Annotated in this window: 22 protein-coding genes and 1 pseudogene; all 23 read right to left on the reverse strand. The window is 46.1% G+C overall.

Annotated features, from left to right (window positions below):
* Positions 1–116: 116 nt before the first annotated feature.
* Entirely contained in the window at positions 117–569 is a 453-nt protein-coding gene (rplO, locus tag V144x_RS02405; protein WP_144980862.1) for a 50S ribosomal protein L15, read from the reverse strand.
* Positions 569–1,048 (reverse strand): 30S ribosomal protein S5, encoded by a 480-nt coding sequence (gene rpsE, locus V144x_RS02410; protein ID WP_144980865.1) that lies wholly within the window; start codon positions 1,046–1,048, stop codon positions 569–571. Before rpsE ends, rplO begins: the two co-directional genes overlap by 1 nt.
* 39 nt (positions 1,049–1,087) lie before the next feature.
* Positions 1,088–1,453 (reverse strand): 50S ribosomal protein L18, encoded by a 366-nt coding sequence (gene rplR / locus V144x_RS02415; RefSeq protein ID WP_144980868.1) that lies wholly within the window; start codon positions 1,451–1,453, stop codon positions 1,088–1,090.
* A gap of 65 nt (positions 1,454–1,518) precedes the next feature.
* Positions 1,519–2,064, reverse strand: coding sequence for a 50S ribosomal protein L6 (rplF, locus tag V144x_RS02420; protein WP_144980871.1), 546 nt, complete (start codon positions 2,062–2,064; stop codon positions 1,519–1,521).
* Positions 2,065–2,130: 66 nt separating this feature from the next.
* Positions 2,131–2,526 carry a 30S ribosomal protein S8 gene (rpsH, locus tag V144x_RS02425; protein WP_144980875.1) on the reverse strand — a complete coding sequence of 132 codons (396 nt, stop codon included), beginning with the start codon at positions 2,524–2,526 and terminating at the stop codon, positions 2,131–2,133.
* 66 nt (positions 2,527–2,592) lie between these two features.
* A complete protein-coding gene (gene rplE, locus V144x_RS02430; protein WP_144980878.1) occupies positions 2,593–3,138 on the reverse strand; it encodes a 50S ribosomal protein L5 in 546 nt (181 codons plus the stop codon).
* A gap of 62 nt (positions 3,139–3,200) precedes the next feature.
* Entirely contained in the window at positions 3,201–3,554 is a 354-nt protein-coding gene (gene rplX, locus V144x_RS02435) for a 50S ribosomal protein L24 (RefSeq protein WP_144980881.1), read from the reverse strand.
* Between the two features lie 2 nt (positions 3,555–3,556).
* Entirely contained in the window at positions 3,557–3,925 is a 369-nt protein-coding gene (rplN, locus tag V144x_RS02440) for a 50S ribosomal protein L14 (RefSeq protein ID WP_144980884.1), read from the reverse strand.
* Positions 3,926–4,039: 114 nt separating this feature from the next.
* A pseudogene (gene rpsQ / locus V144x_RS02445) lies at positions 4,040–4,273 on the reverse strand (30S ribosomal protein S17); the annotation flags it as partial.
* A 22-nt stretch (positions 4,274–4,295) separates the two neighbouring features.
* Positions 4,296–4,505, reverse strand: a complete 210-nt coding sequence (gene rpmC, locus V144x_RS02450) for a 50S ribosomal protein L29 (protein ID WP_144980890.1) — start codon at positions 4,503–4,505, stop codon at positions 4,296–4,298.
* A 91-nt stretch (positions 4,506–4,596) separates the two neighbouring features.
* The gene (gene rplP / locus V144x_RS02455; RefSeq protein WP_144980893.1) at positions 4,597–5,016 is read right to left on the reverse strand and encodes a 50S ribosomal protein L16; all 420 of its coding nucleotides are present in this window, start codon (positions 5,014–5,016) and stop codon (positions 4,597–4,599) included.
* On the reverse strand, positions 4,955–5,656 hold the full coding sequence (rpsC, locus tag V144x_RS02460) for a 30S ribosomal protein S3 (RefSeq protein WP_144980896.1): 702 nt from the start codon (positions 5,654–5,656) through the stop codon (positions 4,955–4,957). Before rpsC ends, rplP begins: the two co-directional genes overlap by 62 nt.
* Positions 5,657–5,741: 85 nt before the next feature.
* Positions 5,742–6,086: a 50S ribosomal protein L22 gene (gene rplV / locus V144x_RS02465; protein WP_144980899.1), complete on the reverse strand. Its 345-nt coding sequence runs from the start codon at positions 6,084–6,086 to the stop codon at positions 5,742–5,744.
* An 80-nt stretch (positions 6,087–6,166) separates the two neighbouring features.
* A complete protein-coding gene (gene rpsS, locus V144x_RS02470) occupies positions 6,167–6,433 on the reverse strand; it encodes a 30S ribosomal protein S19 (RefSeq protein ID WP_144980902.1) in 267 nt (88 codons plus the stop codon).
* A 58-nt stretch (positions 6,434–6,491) separates the two neighbouring features.
* Positions 6,492–7,349 carry a 50S ribosomal protein L2 gene (gene rplB, locus V144x_RS02475; RefSeq protein WP_144980905.1) on the reverse strand — a complete coding sequence of 286 codons (858 nt, stop codon included), beginning with the start codon at positions 7,347–7,349 and terminating at the stop codon, positions 6,492–6,494.
* 82 nt (positions 7,350–7,431) lie between these two features.
* The gene (gene rplW / locus V144x_RS02480; RefSeq protein ID WP_144980908.1) at positions 7,432–7,740 is read right to left on the reverse strand and encodes a 50S ribosomal protein L23; all 309 of its coding nucleotides are present in this window, start codon (positions 7,738–7,740) and stop codon (positions 7,432–7,434) included.
* Positions 7,741–7,793: 53 nt separating this feature from the next.
* Positions 7,794–8,423: a 50S ribosomal protein L4 gene (rplD, locus tag V144x_RS02485; RefSeq protein ID WP_144980911.1), complete on the reverse strand. Its 630-nt coding sequence runs from the start codon at positions 8,421–8,423 to the stop codon at positions 7,794–7,796.
* Positions 8,424–8,478: 55 nt separating this feature from the next.
* On the reverse strand, positions 8,479–9,168 hold the full coding sequence (gene rplC / locus V144x_RS02490) for a 50S ribosomal protein L3 (protein WP_144980914.1): 690 nt from the start codon (positions 9,166–9,168) through the stop codon (positions 8,479–8,481).
* Between the two features lie 159 nt (positions 9,169–9,327).
* Entirely contained in the window at positions 9,328–9,660 is a 333-nt protein-coding gene (rpsJ, locus tag V144x_RS02495; protein ID WP_002649712.1) for a 30S ribosomal protein S10, read from the reverse strand.
* Positions 9,661–9,924: 264 nt separating this feature from the next.
* On the reverse strand, positions 9,925–12,024 hold the full coding sequence (gene fusA / locus V144x_RS02500) for an elongation factor G (RefSeq protein WP_144980917.1): 2,100 nt from the start codon (positions 12,022–12,024) through the stop codon (positions 9,925–9,927).
* A 256-nt stretch (positions 12,025–12,280) separates the two neighbouring features.
* Positions 12,281–12,760, reverse strand: coding sequence for a 30S ribosomal protein S7 (gene rpsG, locus V144x_RS02505; protein WP_144980920.1), 480 nt, complete (start codon positions 12,758–12,760; stop codon positions 12,281–12,283).
* 91 nt (positions 12,761–12,851) lie between these two features.
* Positions 12,852–13,223: a 30S ribosomal protein S12 gene (gene rpsL / locus V144x_RS02510; RefSeq protein ID WP_144980923.1), complete on the reverse strand. Its 372-nt coding sequence runs from the start codon at positions 13,221–13,223 to the stop codon at positions 12,852–12,854.
* Positions 13,224–13,418: 195 nt separating this feature from the next.
* A complete protein-coding gene (rpoC, locus tag V144x_RS02515; protein WP_144980926.1) occupies positions 13,419–17,825 on the reverse strand; it encodes a DNA-directed RNA polymerase subunit beta' in 4,407 nt (1,468 codons plus the stop codon).
* Positions 17,826–17,841: the final 16 nt, after the last annotated feature.

The following is a 17,841-nucleotide window of genomic DNA, read 5'->3' on the forward strand; positions in this document are numbered from 1 at the left end:
TTGTGTCATAGTTCAGCAAACGCTTTGTGATATAAGCCCTCAGATCAACTTTGATTGACGGCAGAATGTTTTTGTCTCGCAACGGATTGCTGAAATCAAGTCCTTGAATTATTAACTTATGACAAAATTCGACTGACAGTACCCCCGGCAGCCTGGATTTTTGTCTCAGCTGACTGGGAAAACAAATGAGCGGTCACAGTTAATTTTTTACTGAGATCGCCGTTACCTAAAATCTTCACTTGATCGAAGCGTCCTTTTGCCAGGCCTTTTTCAGCCAGTACTTCAGGAGTGACTTCAGCGCCGTTTTCAAATGCCTGCTCCAATGAGGAGACATTCACTACAGCGACTTTCTTCGCAAACTGTTTATTATTGAACCCACGCTTCGCAACTCGTAGTGCCAGAGGAGTCTGTCCCCCTTCAAAGCTCGTACGACGCGATGAACCAGCACGACTTCCATAACCTTTATGACCACGAGTTGATGTTTTGCCATGACCTGAGCCCGGTCCACGACCAACTCGTTTTCGTTTTTTATGCTTTTTGATTCCGCGATGGACATCATCAATTATCATTAGACTTCAACTCCTCTCAAACGTGCAACATCTTCCCGGGTTCGTAATTTTGAGAGTCCATCAATGGTGGCTTTCACTACGTTGATCGGGTTATTGGAACCACGGCTCTTGGTGAAAATATCAGTAATTCCAGCTGCTTCCACAACGGCACGCACACCAGCTCCGGCAATAATACCTGTACCAGGACGAGCTGGGAGCAATAATACTCTTGAAGAACCAAAACGGCCGACCACTTCATGTGGTACTGTATGCTCGACTACGGGCACTTGAATCATGCTTCGATTTGCCTGCTTAACCGCTTTATCGACGGCTAGTGGAACTTCGATCGCTTTTCCGTATCCCCAGCCAACACGACCTTCTTTGTCTCCCACGACAACTAAAGCCGTAAAACTAAACCGACGCCCCCCCTTGACTACGCAGGCACAGCGACGGATCTGGATGACTGTTTCTGGCGTTTGCTTTCCACCTTCTTTTGACACGATATCTTCTCCAACTCGTTTTTTTGAGTGATGTCTCTATTAAAAATCCAATCCTGCTTTTCGAGCAGAATCTGCCAAGGCTGCAACGCGCCCATGATATCGATAAGGACCACGATCAAAGGCAACTTCTTTAATTCCCTTTTCGACGGCTCGTTCACCAAGTAATTGACCCACTTTTTCGGCAGCAGCAATGTTACTGCCATTTTTGAGTTCACCGGCAAGACTTTTGTCTTTGGAACTGGCTGAAACCAGTGTATTACCTGCGGTGTCATCAATTAATTGAGCATAAATATGATTGTTACTGCGATAAACAGATAAACGAATACGACCAGTGTTACGAACCGTATTGCGAATACGAAACGCTCGTCGTTGCTTCTGCTTTTTCAGGGTCTTTTGTAATTTCATGTTACCGTCATCTTTTAAAAAACAGTTCCGCCTCAAGCTACATTCAAACAAGTTGTTGAAAACGATTAGCTCGCAAAGGCTTTACCAGCTTTACGTCTTACATATTCACCTTCATAACGTATTCCTTTGCCTTTGTAAGGTTCAGGCGGACGTACGCTACGAATATTCGCCGCAAATTGACCCACAGCATGTTTGTCTGCCGAGGTCACAACAATACTTGTGTTGTTCGGCAATTCACAAATCACTCCTTTGGGAACTTCCAGTACGATCGTATTGGCGAATCCCACCTGCAGGCTTAATTTTTGACCATTCAGAGTCGCTTGATAACCAACTCCCTGAATTTCCAGTTTTTTCACAAAGGGAGATTCAACCCCTTGAACCATGTTGGCAATTAAGGCACGTGTTAGACCATGCAATGCACGATTTTGTCGTTCGTCATTGGGACGAGAAACTTTAATGGCATTGGTTTCCGAATCTAACTCAACATTCATAGCTGGGTGAAAATCTAAGGATAACTCACCGTGTTTTCCTTTTACGGAAATTGATGGGCTATCAATTTTAACTTCCACTCCACCAGGAACGGGAATTGGTTTATTACCGATTCGAGACATAACTTCAAATTCCAGTTAAATTAAAACGCTGCAGATCTCTAACAGCCAGCCTTAAATACCTTAGTATTACCAGATCGTACAAAGCAACTCGCCGCCGACACCTTCTTTTTTGGCTTCACGATTACTGAGTACGCCTTTACTTGTTGAGAGAATACTAATTCCCATCCCTTGCAAAACTTCTGGCATTGACCGTAAGTCCTGATATGAACGACGCCCGGGTTTACTCTCACGAAGGATCTTCTGAATGACCCGTTCTCCGTTAGGGCCATACTTCAAATTCACTCGTAGAATATTTTGAGGACTGTTTTCGATCACCTCATAATCCCAGATATATCCTTCACGTTGCAAAGCAGCAGCAATTGCTTCTTTGATTTTCGATGAAGGAATATCTACAAAAGGCCGTTCAATTTGCAGTGCATTACGAATTCGTGTCAGCATGTCTGCAATAGGGTCTGTCATCATTAGCTGGCTACCCTCACTGTTATTCTCCGACAATCTACTTTATGGTTGATGTTTTAAAATTTTTGACTACTTACGAAATGGCATTCCGAATTCGGTTAACAACAGAAGCCCCTCTTCATTGTTCGAAGCCGTAGTCACAATCGTAATATTCATGCCTTGTGTATAATGTACTGAATCCGGATCAATTTCCAGGAAAACCATTTGCTCATTTAAACCCAGGCTGTAATTCCCAGCACCATCGAAGGCTTTGGGATTTACCCCTCGAAAGTCACGTACACGCGGTAAAGCAAGTGAAATCAGGCGTTCCAGAAATTCATACATGCGAGTGCCCCTTAAAGTCACCCGACAGCCAATTTCCTGCCCTTCACGTAATTTAAATCCAGCAACGGACTTACGAGCACGTGTGATTTGTGATTTCTGGCCAGCTAAAAGAGTTAAATGGTCCGCAACCTCACCAAGTCGTTTTCGATCTTGATTTGCGGCACCAACACCCATGCTGATCACAACTTTTTCAATTTGTGGCAGCGAATGAATATTGGTTCGTCCCAGTTTTTCTTTCAACGTGGGAACAATCTCTTCACGATATTGTTTTAATAGTGTTGGTGTTGCCATTGTTTTGTTTCAGGTTAACCGAGCTGCGGAGAACCTTCCTTACTGTAAACTACAAAATCTGATTATTGTTGCTGATACTTTGCTTTCGCGGGGCTGATTGTCCCCACTGATGCACTGCAAGATTTACAGAACCGTTCTTTGCTGCCATCTTTGGTGTAACGATAACCAACGCGGGTCGGTGCACTACATGCTTCACAATAAAATTTCACATTCGAAGTATCGATGGGCATTTCCACTTCCAATCGTCCACCCTGGGGACTTTTGGGATGCCCGCGCTTTACGTGCTTAAACACACGATTCACATTTTCTACTGTTATTTTTTTACCACCATCTACTACGTTCAACACACGTCGAGGTGTATCGCCTGCATCTGCTCCGGTGATTACGATCACAGAATCGCCACGTCGTATCTTCATTGTCAGACTACCTCGTTTGCCAGACTAATAATTTTCATGTATTTGCGTTCTCGAAGTTCACGGGCCACTGCGCCAAAAATACGTGTTCCTCGAGGATTTCCCTCACCATCTAGTAAGACCATCGCATTACTGTCAAATCTTACATAGCTTCCATCATCGCGACGACAAGGATACTTTGTGCGGACAATCACACCACGTACGACCTGGCCTTTTTTGATGGTACTACCAGCCAGCGTCTTCTGGATACTGACGACAATCACGTCGCCGACTTCAGCGGTCCGGCGTCCAGTACCACCCAGCACTTTAATGCAGCGCGCTACTTTGGCCCCTGAATTATCACACACATCCAGATCAGTTTGCATCTGAATCATGGCTTTGCCTGTTCCTTATCAACCCAAAAGATGAGGTAAACCTTATCTTTAAACTTTGTACAACTAAAAAACACCAAATCGCGGTCAATCTACGAAAGACGTTTAGTCTTTCTTCTTCTCCACAACTCGGATCATATCCCAACGCTTTGTTTTGGAACGTGGACGACTTTCGATAATCTCGACAGTGTCCCCTTCCTGTGCTTCATTTTTTTCATCATGAACATGGCACACCGTACGGCCGCGAACAGTCTTTCCGTACATCGGATGACGATATCGTCTTTGGATTTCCACCCGTAACGTTTTATCCATTTTGGCGCTAGCCACGGTGCCTGTTAATATTTTTCGCATTTAATTTCCTCAACGAGCCTCATTAAGCATTCTTTTGCAGACTTAAGTCACGCTCACGCTGAATTGTCTGGATTCGTGCAATTTCACGTCTTAGTCGCTTGATGTTACTCGGTGCATCAAGCCTTTCAGTTGCCGCTTGAAACCGCAACTGAAACAACTCTTTTTGTGTTTCCTGCAGAGCGAATGATAATTGCTCGTCATTCATCTCTCGTAATTCACTCGCTTTGGTCATCAGTCAAACCCAATGATGTTTTGCAGTCTGACCCAAAAGGGTAAGACAGGACTAAAGTGATAAAAATTTCAATAACTTGACATTAACCAGATCAAATGGAAGGGCGGCGTTCGACCAACCTGACATTCACTGGTAGCTTATGTGCGACACGTGCAAAACAACGTTTTGCTGCCTCTTTCGAAACTCCCGATAATTCAAACAACACTGTGCCCGGCTTAATGACGGCAACCCAGTGATCCGGCTCCCCTTTTCCTTTACCCATACGGGTCTCCAGAGGACGGGATGTAACCGACTTCTGAGGAAAGATGCGGATATAAAGTTTACCTTCACCTCGAACATATTGTGTTGCTGCAATACGGCAAGCTTCAATGGTATTTGCTGCTATGTGCCCAGGATCCAGAGATTGTAAGCCCCATTCACCAAAGGCAACAGTGTTACCACGTGTCGCATTACCTTTTATGCGCCCTCTTTGGCTTTTGCGGTGCTTGACCCGCTTTGGCATTAGCGCCATCGCGATTCTCCTCATCTGAATAATCACCAAGGTCGATCCAAACTTTCACTCCGATGACTCCGAAGGTGGTGTGTGCCTCGCGGAATCCGTAGTCAACATGTCGTTGCAAAGTCGAGAGTGGAATTGAGCCACGGCTTGCTTTTTCACGCCGCGACATTTCTGCTCCACCCAATCGACCTGAAAGCTCGATTTTAATTCCATGAACGCCCGTTTCCATTACCTGGTCCAGGGCACGTTTAATTGTGCGACGAAAGCTACCGCGCTTCGATAATTGCTGAGCGATATCTTCCGCAACTAATGCTGCACTTTGCAGTGCATTATCAACTTCAATAATCTTCAATTCCATACGGCGACCGGTCAGGTCTTCCAGTTCTGCTTTTAACCGGTCAACTTCCTGTCCCTTACGACCAATAATAATTCCGGGGCGAGCCGTAAATAAGTGTACCACAACCTGATCGCGAGTTCGTTCGATCTCGACTTTAGGAATACCGGCAAACTTATACTTCGTTTGAATAAATTTACGGACTTTCTGGTCTTCAACCAACAGTGCCCCAAAATCTTTCTTGGAGGCATACCAGCGACTTCTCCAGTCTTCTACCACGCCGATTCGAAATCCGGTTGGTCGAACTTTTTGCCCCATGATTCAGGTTATCCTTTAAGTAGTTCAGTTTGAATATGATGAGTTAAGACGTTGACAAATCAACAATCAAAATAGTGTATTAGGTTTAAGGAAGCTCTGGTGCTTCAATTGCAATATGAATGTGTGACATTCGGCGTCTGATGGTATATGCCATACCTCTGGCACGGGGCTGAATCCGCTTGAACATCGGCCCGCCATCAACGCGTGCTTCTGTAATCTTCAGACCCTCAACATTACGGGCACCTTTGTCTTCAGCATTGGCGACCGCACTTTTGATGACTTTTTCGAGAAAACGTGCTCCTCGGTTTGGAAGATACTTTAAAGAATCCAAACCTTCGGAAGTTGTCATTCCTCGAACCAGATCCGCAAAAGGACGAACTTTCGTTGCTGAAATTCGTGCAAATTTATGTGTTGCTCGAACTTGTCCCATGACAATTACTCCACTTCACTATTGCATAATTCTTATACGTTATCGACTGTCACAGTCGTAATAACAACAAACAAAAACGTTTATTTCTTCTTAGCGGTATGGCCGCGAAAGGTGCGGGTCTGGGAAAATTCACCCAATTTATGCCCTACCATTTCTTCGGTAACATATACGCTTAAGTGAGCGCGCCCATTATGCACCAGGAATGTGTGGCCTACAAATTCCGGAGCAATGGTTGAAGCCCGAGCCCATGTCTTAATCGATTCTTTTTTACCCGATTCGTTCAGCTTCTCAATCTTTTTGAGAAGCTTTACATCAACATAAGGCCCTTTTTTCAGTGAGCGACCCATAAAACTTGTCCTCAATTATCGAAAACGATATTTAAACTTTTAAAATCAAACTATTTTCTCAGAGCTTCAACTGGCCATAACGACGTGACTTACGACGTCTGATGATGGCTTTGGAAGAAGCTTTTCTTTTCTTTCGTGTTTTACCACCTTTGGCAAGCTTACCAGTTGGGCTACAAGGATGACGGCCTCCTGAGTTTCGACCTTCACCCCCACCCATCGGGTGAGCAACCGGGTTCATACAGGTTCCACGAACGTGAGGGCGTCGCCCCATCCATCGCTTACGACCTGCTTTACCCAAGACGATTTTAGTATGTTCCGAATTGCCAATTTCACCGAGCGTGGCGCGACAAGAGCTGGGAACACGTCTGACTTCTCCCGAAGGCAGAGTAATCTGAGCCCAGTTTTCTTCACGTGCATTCAACACAGCTGAGGTGCCTGCACTACGACAGAGCTGCCCTCCACGGCCTGGTTGCATTTCTATATTATGAATGATTGAACCAAGTGGCATACTTGCTAAAGTCATGCAATTACCAGTGTTTGGTTCTACTTTCTCTCCGCTGATGACAGTGTCTCCAGCAGTTAGACCTTCTGGAGCAAGAATATATCGTTTTTCACCATCCGCATAATGTAATAGTGCGATTCGAGCAGATCGGTTGGGATCGTACTCAATACCGTTTACCTTGGCAGGTACACCATCTTTATTGCGACGAAAATCAATCATACGATACATTCGCTTGTGACCACCACCACGGTGGCGTGCTGTGATCACTCCTTGATTATTTCGTCCCCCCTTTTTCTTGTATCGCTTAACCAGGGATTTCTCAGGAGCTTTTCTACGATCAGTGATCGCTGCAAAATCGCTCACCGATGCACCACGCCGACCTGGTGTCGTTGGCTTGTAGTATCGGATTCCCATAATTTATCCCCTCGAAATATGTTTGGTTTTGAAACCAATCATTAAAAAAATCTTTAAGTCAAACTCGACACAAAACACGTTTTTAGAAGAACGAAATTCGATCATCTTCGTGAAGTTCGACAATTGCCTTTTTCCACGATTTGGTATAACCAATTTTGTGTTTATGTCGACGCGGTTTTCCGATTCTGTTTTGAGTGCGAACTGAAACAACACGCACATTCCACAAATCAGAAACCGCATTCTTAATGTCTGTTTTTGTAGCAGACTTATCAACAACGAACGTATATGAATTATAAGACTCAGACAGGTGAGTCCCTTTTTCTGTAACCAATGGCCGGATGACGACCTGATACGGCTTCAGTTGAACGCCTTTTTTTAAACCATCCGACATGACAACTAACCTCGATATCCAAACTGGAATATTAAACTACAAATCGCGTTAAATTAACCTTCAGACCGGCCAAGTAAGCGGTCTAAGGCAGACTTGGTCAAAACCATTTGCCGTTGATGTAGAATGTCATAAGCATTCAAATCAGCAGCCGGTGAGACCTGAACTTTCTCAATATTTCGAGCAGACTTCCAGACAACAGGATCATGCTGGTCGATCGTCAGCAAACAGCTGGTCTCAGACAATCCCAGTGCTTTCAGTACGCTTGTGACTTCTTTAGTCTTGGGCACTTCCATTGCTAATTCATCAATGAGCGTCACTTGCTCATCTTCAAATTTACTTAAAATGGCCATACGTGTTGCCAGCTTTACCGCTTTTTTGGGCAGACGATATGACCAGTCTTTGGGTCTCTTGGCAAATGTATGACCACCACCTCGACGTACGGGTGTGCGAGAAGAACCGGCACGAGCACGGCCTGTTCCCTTTTGGCGATACAACTTTGCTGTACTGCCTCTCACTTCACCACGGGTTTTGGTTTTGGAAGAACCAATTCTTTTATTCGCCTCATACATCACTACTACATCGTGTAGCAATTGACGATTGATGCCACCCGCCAATTCGGTAGCTTCGAACTCATATTTGCCAACTTCTTTGCCAGCTTTATCTTGAATTGCAACAGAAATCATTTTGACACCATTTATTAAGGCAGAACTACCTGATTACCTCAAACACTCAAAAGAACTAATACTTATTGGTATGGCGAATGACCAGGTTTCCACCATTGGGTCCCGGCACTGCCCCCCGTACCAGGAGAAGATTATTCTCCTCGTCAACACGCACAACCTTCAAATGCCTTACAGTAATCTGCTTGCCACCATATCGACCACCCATGCGGGTTCCCTTCATCACACGGGAAGGGTCTGCACTCTGACCAATGGAACCACCGTGGCGATGAACTCGCTTTACACCATGGGTCGCACGTTGGCCAGCAAAATTATGTCTCTTCATCACCCCAGCAAAACCACGCCCCTTACTGGTGCCAATAACATCAATGAATGCCACATCGGAAAATAAAGAGACGTTCAATTCATTTCCAACAGCACAACCATGATCTTCACCATCAGTTCGGAACTCACGGATAAATCGTTTGGGTTCACAGCCCGCTTTCTCAGCAGCAGCAACACCTGATTCACTTAGTTTTTTTTGTCGCTTGCTGTCAAGCGATGCCACATGTCCACGCTCGCTACGGGCAGACAGGCGGCGAGGCTTATCTTCAAAACCAACCTGAACCGCTTCATAGCCATCGGTGTCTACCGTACGCACCTGCAGGACATGACAAGGCCCAGCCTGTATTACAGTGACAGGAACCATTACCCCATCATCATAAACTTGCGTCATTCCGACCTTTTTACCCAGTAGACCGACAGGCATACTCATCACCCTTAAATAACGGGAACAAAGCTTCTATGAAATCTGATCGCACAGAACAGCCAGAAGCATAGCATTACCAGCAAACGCTGGATCCCTAACCAATCAAGCAAACCTGACGATTGCCAGACCTGCGAGCATCATAACGAAAACTGAAAAAGACTAGTTTCCGCCAGCGGACGCCTTAATTTTAATATCAACTCCTGCAGGCAATGATAATTTATTCAAAGCATCAATTGTTTTACCTGTAGGAGACAAAATATCTACCAAACGCTTATGAGTTCGAATTTCAAATTGCTCACGCGATTTTTTGTCAATGTGCGGTCCTTTAAGAACCGTGTAACGTTCAATCCGTGTGGGCAACGGAATGGGGCCATGCACGATCGCACCAGTTCGTTTGGCTGTATCAACAATATCTGCTGCTGACTGATCCAAAACGGAGTGATCATAAGCTTCCATGCGAATTCTAATTCGCTCTTGACTCGCAACGGCCACCAATCATTTCCTTCTCTAAAATAAGATTCTCACCCTGCTTAGAGACCTTCTCCGTGCAAGGAAGCGAGCAATAGTAATGAGACCCTCTTCGCTTGTCAACAACCTGAAGAACGCTTAAAACGCTTTTTTTCAAATTCTGACATTCTCGTAGAGAACGCTTACCATGCAGTGTTCAAATGAGAACTTAAGTCCACATTCAACGAAGAGATACGTTACCCGTTCTGCTGACAGATACCAAGCGATGAAGGCGGGAAATCTTCAAGATTATCCAATCATCTCTTTTAAAACGCTTGGTGGGGCAGGGGCATACTTTAACGGTTCCATTGAGAAGGAAGCTCTTCCCTGAGAAAGGCTACGAATTTGGGTGGAATAACCAAAAAGTTGTGATAATGGCGCTTCCACTTCCATCACACACAGATCACTTCGCCATTCCGTGTTTAACACAGCGGCATTTCGTGCGCTAAGATCAGCTTGGATATTTCCACGGAATTCATCAGGAGTGACCACCTCCATTTTCATGATTGGTTCTAGTAGCTGAATTTGGGCGTCCATGATGCAGCCATGCAGAGCTTCGGATACTGCAGCTTCTACAGCGACGTCGGTCGTTTCTCCCTCTCTGGTTTGGGCATCAATGATCACAAACTGCACATTCAATAAAGGGAAGCCAACCTGCCCGCCTCCCTCCAGCCCCATTTTCAATGTTTCCAGCATTGTTTTTTCGAAGGCTGGGTCCAATTCGCCTGGTTTCAGATTGCTGATAATGGAAACGGAAGAATCCCCTTTAAAGGGCTCCAGTCTTAGTTTTACCTTGAAATAAAGATTCCCTCCTGCAGAAGGGCGGCTGAATTCCACTACTTTCTCAACGGCCTTCGATACTGTTTCACGATAACTGACGCGTGGTTTATGCACACGAATACTCAGGTTGAATTCTTTCTGCATCCGATTTCGTAACACTTCAAGATGCAGTTCTCCCATTCCGGAAACAATGGTTTGCCCTGTTTCCTCATTGGGGGTGGCTTTGAAGGTAGGGTCTTGTCTGGCTAGTTTCTGTAGTGTTTCTTCCAGTTTTTTTCGGTCAGCGCTGGACTCGGGTTCGACTGCCATCGAGATCACTGTTTCCGGGAACGAGATGCTTTCCAGGAGAATGGGATGTCGAATATCACACAGAGTGTCTCCGGTAACGGCTTCTTTCGGGCCTATGACACCAGCGATATCGCCTGCATCAATGCAGTCCGTCTCAACTTTCTCACGCGAGTCAGCGTGGACGCGCCAAAGCTGGCTGATTAATTCTTTCTTACCCGTCCGGGCATTTAACAGGCGACTTCCACTTTTCAGTTGGCCGGAATAGACCCGCATGAAACATAAATCACCATGTTTATCTGCTTGAATTTTAAAGACCAGTCCACACATCGGCTCATCGACTGAGGGGCCTCTTGATTCGGACTCGCCTGCCTTGCCGCCTCTCTTTTTGGGTTGAGGATTAATTCCTTTCACAGGTGGTCGGTCCAGTGGGCTTGGGAGGTAGTTCCCCACGGCATCCAGGACTGGCTGCACTCCGATATAATTCAATGAAGAGCCACAATACGTTGGTTGTAAGTCTCCCTTGAGTGCGGCAATTCTCAGTAGCCGCAGGATGTCTGCCTCGGCAATCTCTTCAGTTTCATAATATTGCTCAAGAATTTCGTCATCCAGTTCGGCAACAGATTCGAGTAGCTTTCCCCGCCATTCCTGGGCTCGTTCCAGATAGGATTCCGGAATCTCTTTGGCTTCAAATTGGGAACCTTTGGAGTCGGCATCGTAATACAGAGCCTGCATTTTGATTAAATCGATGATTCCCTGGAAGGAGTCATCGGCAGAGGTCGAGCCTTCACCGATGGGAATTTGCATTGCCACTGGTTTGGCACCAAGCCTTTTTTCAATTTCTTGAAAGGTGCGTTCAAAACTTGCGCCGATACGATCCATCTTATTAATGAAGCAAATGCGGGGCACATTATATTTATCGGCCTGTCGCCAGACTGTCTCGCTTTGTGCTTCGACTCCCTCCATGGCGCTAAAGACGACCACAGCGCCATCGAGTACACGCAGGCTGCGTTCTACCTCGGCTGTAAAGTCAACATGCCCGGGGGTATCAATGATATTGATCGAGTAGTCTTTCCATTGGCAGCTAATCGCAGCGGAGTAGATCGTGATGCCCCGCTTGGCTTCTTCTTCATCAAAATCGGTAATGGTCGTTCCTTCATCGACATTTCCCATGCGATGTGATGAGCCGGTGTAAAACAAGATTCTCTCGGAAGTTGTTGTCTTACCCGCGTCAATATGGGCAATGATTCCGATGTTTCTGATTTTCTCTGTTGAAGCTGACATCTTATTCTACAATCCTGTCTGTAAAATCATCTCGTAGTAGCGTTTCTATTAAACACAAACCATTCTGCCGGGACTAGCCTGTGTCCAGGTTTTTTGTAGTGTCTCCAGGAGTGTTTGGGCCTCATGTCATCGCTTTGGAGCCGCTACGGTTAAATTGGACGCGTTATAGATACATCGCACTCTACCAACAAAAAAAGACGCACGAAGTATTGGCTGAAAGCCATACCAGTGCGTCCGAATGATCTTAAAAACTACCTTAGCGAGAGAAGGCGAAGTGAGCAAATGCTTTGTTCGCTTCAGCCATTCGATGGATGTTCTCGCGTGTTGTCATTGCAGTACCTTCTCGCTTGTGAGCAGACAAAATCTCGTCAGCGAGTCGAACGTCCATAGGGCGTCCTTTTTTAGCGCGAATCGCAGCCAAAATCCAGCGAATTGCCAGAGTTTGCTGTCGTTTCGGATTCACGGGAGTAGGAACCTGATACGTGGCTCCCCCAACTCGTTTTGAACGAACTTCAATACCTGGCTTCACATTCTCAACAGCTTGTGTGAAAACTTCAATCGGTTCCTCGTCTGGTACACGTTCCTTGATGCGGTCCAAGGCAGCATAAAAAACGTTTTGAGCAACACTTTTTTTGCCATCATGCATCAGGCAATTCACAAACTTTGAAGCCAACAGTGAATTAAACCGTGGATCTGGCTTGAGCTGTGATGCACTGGCTGTAAACTTCTTGCCCATTCCTACAATTCCTCTGACTTTAATTTCAATGCCCGAACTGAGCACTGACTGAATGTAATCAAATACTTGAAAATCGAATATTAAAGAACGCCTATTTGGGGCGTTTTGTACCATAGCGACTACGTGCCTGACGGCGGTCATTCACACCAAGGGTGTCAAGTACTCCGCGGATCACTTTATAGCGAACACCAGGCAAGTCACGAACACGACCACCGCGTACCAGAACAATCGAGTGTTCCTGCAGGTTGTGACCTTCTCCAGGAATATAGGCTGTCAGCTCTTTTCCATTTGAAAGTCGTACACGAGCGACTTTACGCAAGGCGGAGTTTGGCTTTTTAGGAGTTACCGTTTTGACCTGTAAACACACACCGCGCTTCTGAGGGCAACCCTCCAGCAGGGGAGTTTTACTCTTGGAAACTGGCTTTTTTCTCGGTTTACGAATCAACTGGTTAATTGTTGGCATTGAGACAACCCATCTTCACTCAAATCTGAAACGTCAGTAAATATATTATATACAAATGGCCACTAATTTTATCCAAGCTAGTTCTATTGCCAGCAATAGGAACGGGACAATGTATCCCGCCTTACTGCATCCGTCAAGTCTCACGCTGAGTCCATTTACGGTTCTGCTGTAAGACACTTCTCACAGGGAATGAGTTCAACTTGACTTCAACTCATCATCAAATGGGTTGGGGCTGGGGGGTGTGTTTTCCATAGGAGCTTCAACCCCACCTTCACTACTGAATTCAGCAGCATCTTGACCACCACCTAGTGGGATGTCCTCCTGACCGCCACCCAATGGTACCGGTTTGTCAGGCTGGACTTCATTCAACAGGCTCATACGAGCTGCCAGAATCCGTTCTTTTTCTGCCTTTAATTCTTCTAACGCCTCTGGGCGAATCCGAACTTCAGCAGTCTGGTGTTGATAGAAACCTGTTCCCGCTGGTACCAGGTGACCTAAAATGACATTTTCTTTTAAGCCTACAAGGTAGTCAACGCGACCACCAAGTGCAGCTTCGGTAAGTACCTTCGTTGTTTCCTGGAAGCTGGCTGCCGAGATGAAGCTTTCACTTTGCACTGATGCTTTCGTAATACCAAGGAGCTGCGAACTGGCAGACGCTGGCTTAGGTTTTGTAAAACTGGCTGGAGCCTGTCCGGCAAGTTCCACTTGTGCATTTACTTCTTCAATGGTTGAGAGTGGCACCAGGTCATCTGGCTGGAAGTCAGTGTCACCAGAGTCAACCACTTTCACACAAGCAATGGTTTCTTCATTGATCTTCTGGAAAGTCAGTTTATCGAGCACAATTCCCGGCAACAAGTTCGTATCGCCCACATCTTCGACAAGTACTTTGCTTAACATGCGGGAAATAATGATTTCCAGATGCTTGTCATCAATTGTCACACGTTGAGCACGGTACACATTTTGAATTTCGTGCAGCAGGTATTGCTGAACGGCTTCGGTTCCACTGACACGCAAAATATCGTGTGGAACAAGCGGGCCACGAACCAAAGCATCGCCGGCTTTTACGAGGTCGCCGGCATGGACTAATAAGTGCTTACCGTGGGGAATCACGTGTTCGACTTCGGTTCCATCTTCGCCGCGAACAATCACAATTCGCTTGCCGCGTTTCTTCTCAGGCACAAATTCGACTTCACCATCGATTTCCGCCAAAACGGATGGATCTTTGGGGCGACGTGCTTCAAACAGCTCAGTCACACGAGGCAGACCACCAGTAATGTCTTGAGTACCCGAAGATTCACGTGGGTTTTTAGCGACGACAGTACCTGCGGTAATTTGTTGTCCTTCTTCCACTTCAAGGCTTGCCTTTTCAGGAAGATAATAGAAGTCCAAAATCTTGCCTGTACCATCTTCGATGATAATCTGCGGATGCAATTCGCCTTTATGCTCAATTATAGAACGACGAATGTGACCACTGGGGTCTTTGTCAGTTCGAATGGTTTTGCCTTCGACACACTCTTCAAATCGAACACGCCCGCCTACTTCCGCCAGAATGGAAATCGAGTGTGGGTCCCATTGACAGATGACTTGACCTTCATCAAGCTCGTCACCTTCATTCACCATCAGAGTCGCACCGTTAGGAATGGTATAACGTTCCAATTCACGACCTTTAGGATCGTTAATCACCACTTCACCATTTCGCGTCAGCACCACGCTCAGACCTTCGCTATTCACAACCGATCGAATACGGGCGAATGTCGCTTTACCGGAACGACGCGTGCGGATTTCGTTTTCTTCCACTTCACGAGAAGCTGTTCCACCAATGTGGAAGGTACGCATTGTCAACTGAGTTCCAGGTTCACCCACACTTTGTGCGGCGATGATTCCCACTGCCAGGCCTTCTTCTACGAGTGAGCCTGTGGAGAGGTCCATACCGTAACAGAGTCGGCAGATACCTAATGAGGATTCACAAGTCATCGGGCTGCGAACCTGAATTTTTTCCAGCCCCATTTCTTCAATGCGACGGGCAATGTCCACAGTAATCAGTTCATTTTCTCGTACGATCACTTCGTCGGTAATTGGGTCGACGATATTGGTACGACTGACACGACCACGAATCGCGTCGGTCAAACTCATTTCGACTTTTTCACCTCGATAGACAACTCCACGAGTCATGCCTTGAGCAGTACCACAATCATGTTCTGTGACAACCACGTTTTGACAAATGTCGGCGAGTTTACGAGTAAGGTAACCACTATCGGCGGTTTTCAATGCTGTGTCAGCCAGTCCTTTACGTGCACCGTGAGTCGAGCTGAAATATTCCAGAACGGTCAGCCCTTCACGGAAATTCGCCTTAATGGGAGTTTCGATGATCTCACCACTCGGCTTGGCCATCAGTCCACGCATACCACCCAATTGGCGCATCTGTTCGATACCACCACGGGCACCAGAATTCGACATCAGGTAAATGGGGTTCACATAGCGACCTTCGTCCCGATAATCATTTTCCAGTTCATGCATCATGGAATTCGTGATTAATTCACGTGCGTGTGTCCAGGTATCAAGAACCTGGTTATAGCGTTCTTCTGATGTAATCAAACCACGCTCATAAAGCTTGGTTTTTTGCAGTACCGTTTTTTCTGAGTCGGAAATCACTTTTGCTTTGTTGGGTGCTGTTTTCAAATCGCTTGTTGCAAAAGAAAGACCACTCAACGTTGATTCCCGGAAACCGGTTTCCTTCATTTTGTCGAGCAGGTTAATCGTTTCGCGTCGACCCAATTCCAGATAGCAGTCAGAAATCACATTTGAAAGATCACGACCTTTCATGGTCAGGTTATAGAAGGCCATTTTCTTAGGCAGGATGTCGTTGAAAATAACGCGTCCTACCGTCGTTTCAATTAAACCTCCCATTTTATAATTATCGGCGCCATCCCCTTTGATCCGTCGATCCGAGGGCATGCGCACTTTGATAATTGCGTGTCGATCTAATTTACCTTGCTGGAATCCAGCATGCACTTCACCCACACTGGAGAAGATCATCCCTTCTCCACGTCGCTCCGTTTTCTTTAGCGTAAGGTAGTAGCAACCCATCACGATATCCTGCGAAGGACGAATAATCGGTGCTCCATCGGAAGGACTAAAGATATTATTCGTTGCCAGCATCAATGTCGTTGCTTCTACCTGCGCTTCAATCGACAATGGCAAGTGGACCGCCATCTGGTCACCGTCAAAGTCGGCATTGAATCCGGTACAAACAAGAGGGTGGATTCGAATGGCATTACCTTCAACAAGGATCGGCTCAAATGCCTGAATTCCCATACGGTGTAAAGTGGGAGCGCGGTTTAGAAGCACGGGATGGTTCTGAATCACTTCATCCAGAATATCCCACACATCTTCATCTTTGCGTTCCAGCATTCTTTTGGCCGACTTGATCGTGTCAGCGTGACCGCTGTCTTTCAAACGACGGATGATAAATGGCTGAAAGAGTTCTAATGCGATTTTCTTGGGAAGTCCACATTGGTGAAGCTTCAGCTCAGGACCAACCACAATCACACTTCGTGCCGAGTAGTCGACACGTTTTCCGAGCAGGTTTTCGCGGAAACGCCCTTGCTTTCCCTTGATCATATCGGTCAGGGATTTCAGTGGACGGTTAGAGGAACCAAGTACAGGGCGCTTACAGCGGTTGTTGTCAAATAAGGCATCGACAGACTGCTGCAACATTCGTTTTTCATTACGAACGATGACTTCGGGAGCATTTAAATCAACCAGTTTTTTTAATCGATTGTTTCGATTAATAATTCTTCGATAAAGGTCGTTTAAGTCACTGGTTGCAAAGTTACCTGAGTCCAGAAGAACCAGCGGACGCAAGTCTGGCGGAATCACCGGAATCACTTCCAGGACCATCCATTCCGGTCGGTTGTCACTATCCCGTAAGGACTCAACAATTTTCAAGCGCTTGATATAGTCTTTGCGTTTCTGTTGACTCGCAGTTTCAAACAGGTCTTTACGAAGCTGCTCTGAAAGCTCTACGAGGTTCAGATTCATAAGAAGTTTTTTGATGGCCTCTGCACCCATCTCGATTTCAAACGCACCAGGTCCGTACTTGGCCTGATTCTGGCGCGCTTCTTCCTCAGTCATGGTCTGACACATTTCCAGAGGAGTATCGCCTGGATCGGTGACAACATAGTCCTGGAAATAGACCACCTTTTCCAAAGAGGTGGTTTTCATATTCAATAACGCACCCAATCGGCTGGGCATCGATTTGAAGAACCAGATGTGGACGATGGGCGCTGCTAATTCAATATGCCCCATACGTTTTCTACGAACGCGGCTGTGAGTCACTTTGACGCCACAACGGTCGCAAATCATGCCTTTGTATTTCATCCCACGGTATTTACCACAAGCACATTCCCAGTCCTTTTCAGGTCCGAAAATTCGCTCACAGAATAAACCGTCGCGTTCTGGTCGGTATGTTCGATAATTGATCGTTTCTGGCTTTTTGACTTCGCCAAAAGACCAGCTCCGAATATCGTGTGGACTGGCCAAACCAATTTTTACTGAACCGTAATCGTTAATTCGCTCGTAAGCGGTCTGTGCAACACTCACTGTGCACGCTCCTTAT

The organism is Gimesia aquarii (genome assembly GCF_007748195.1).
Classification (GTDB): domain Bacteria; phylum Planctomycetota; class Planctomycetia; order Planctomycetales; family Planctomycetaceae; genus Gimesia; species Gimesia aquarii.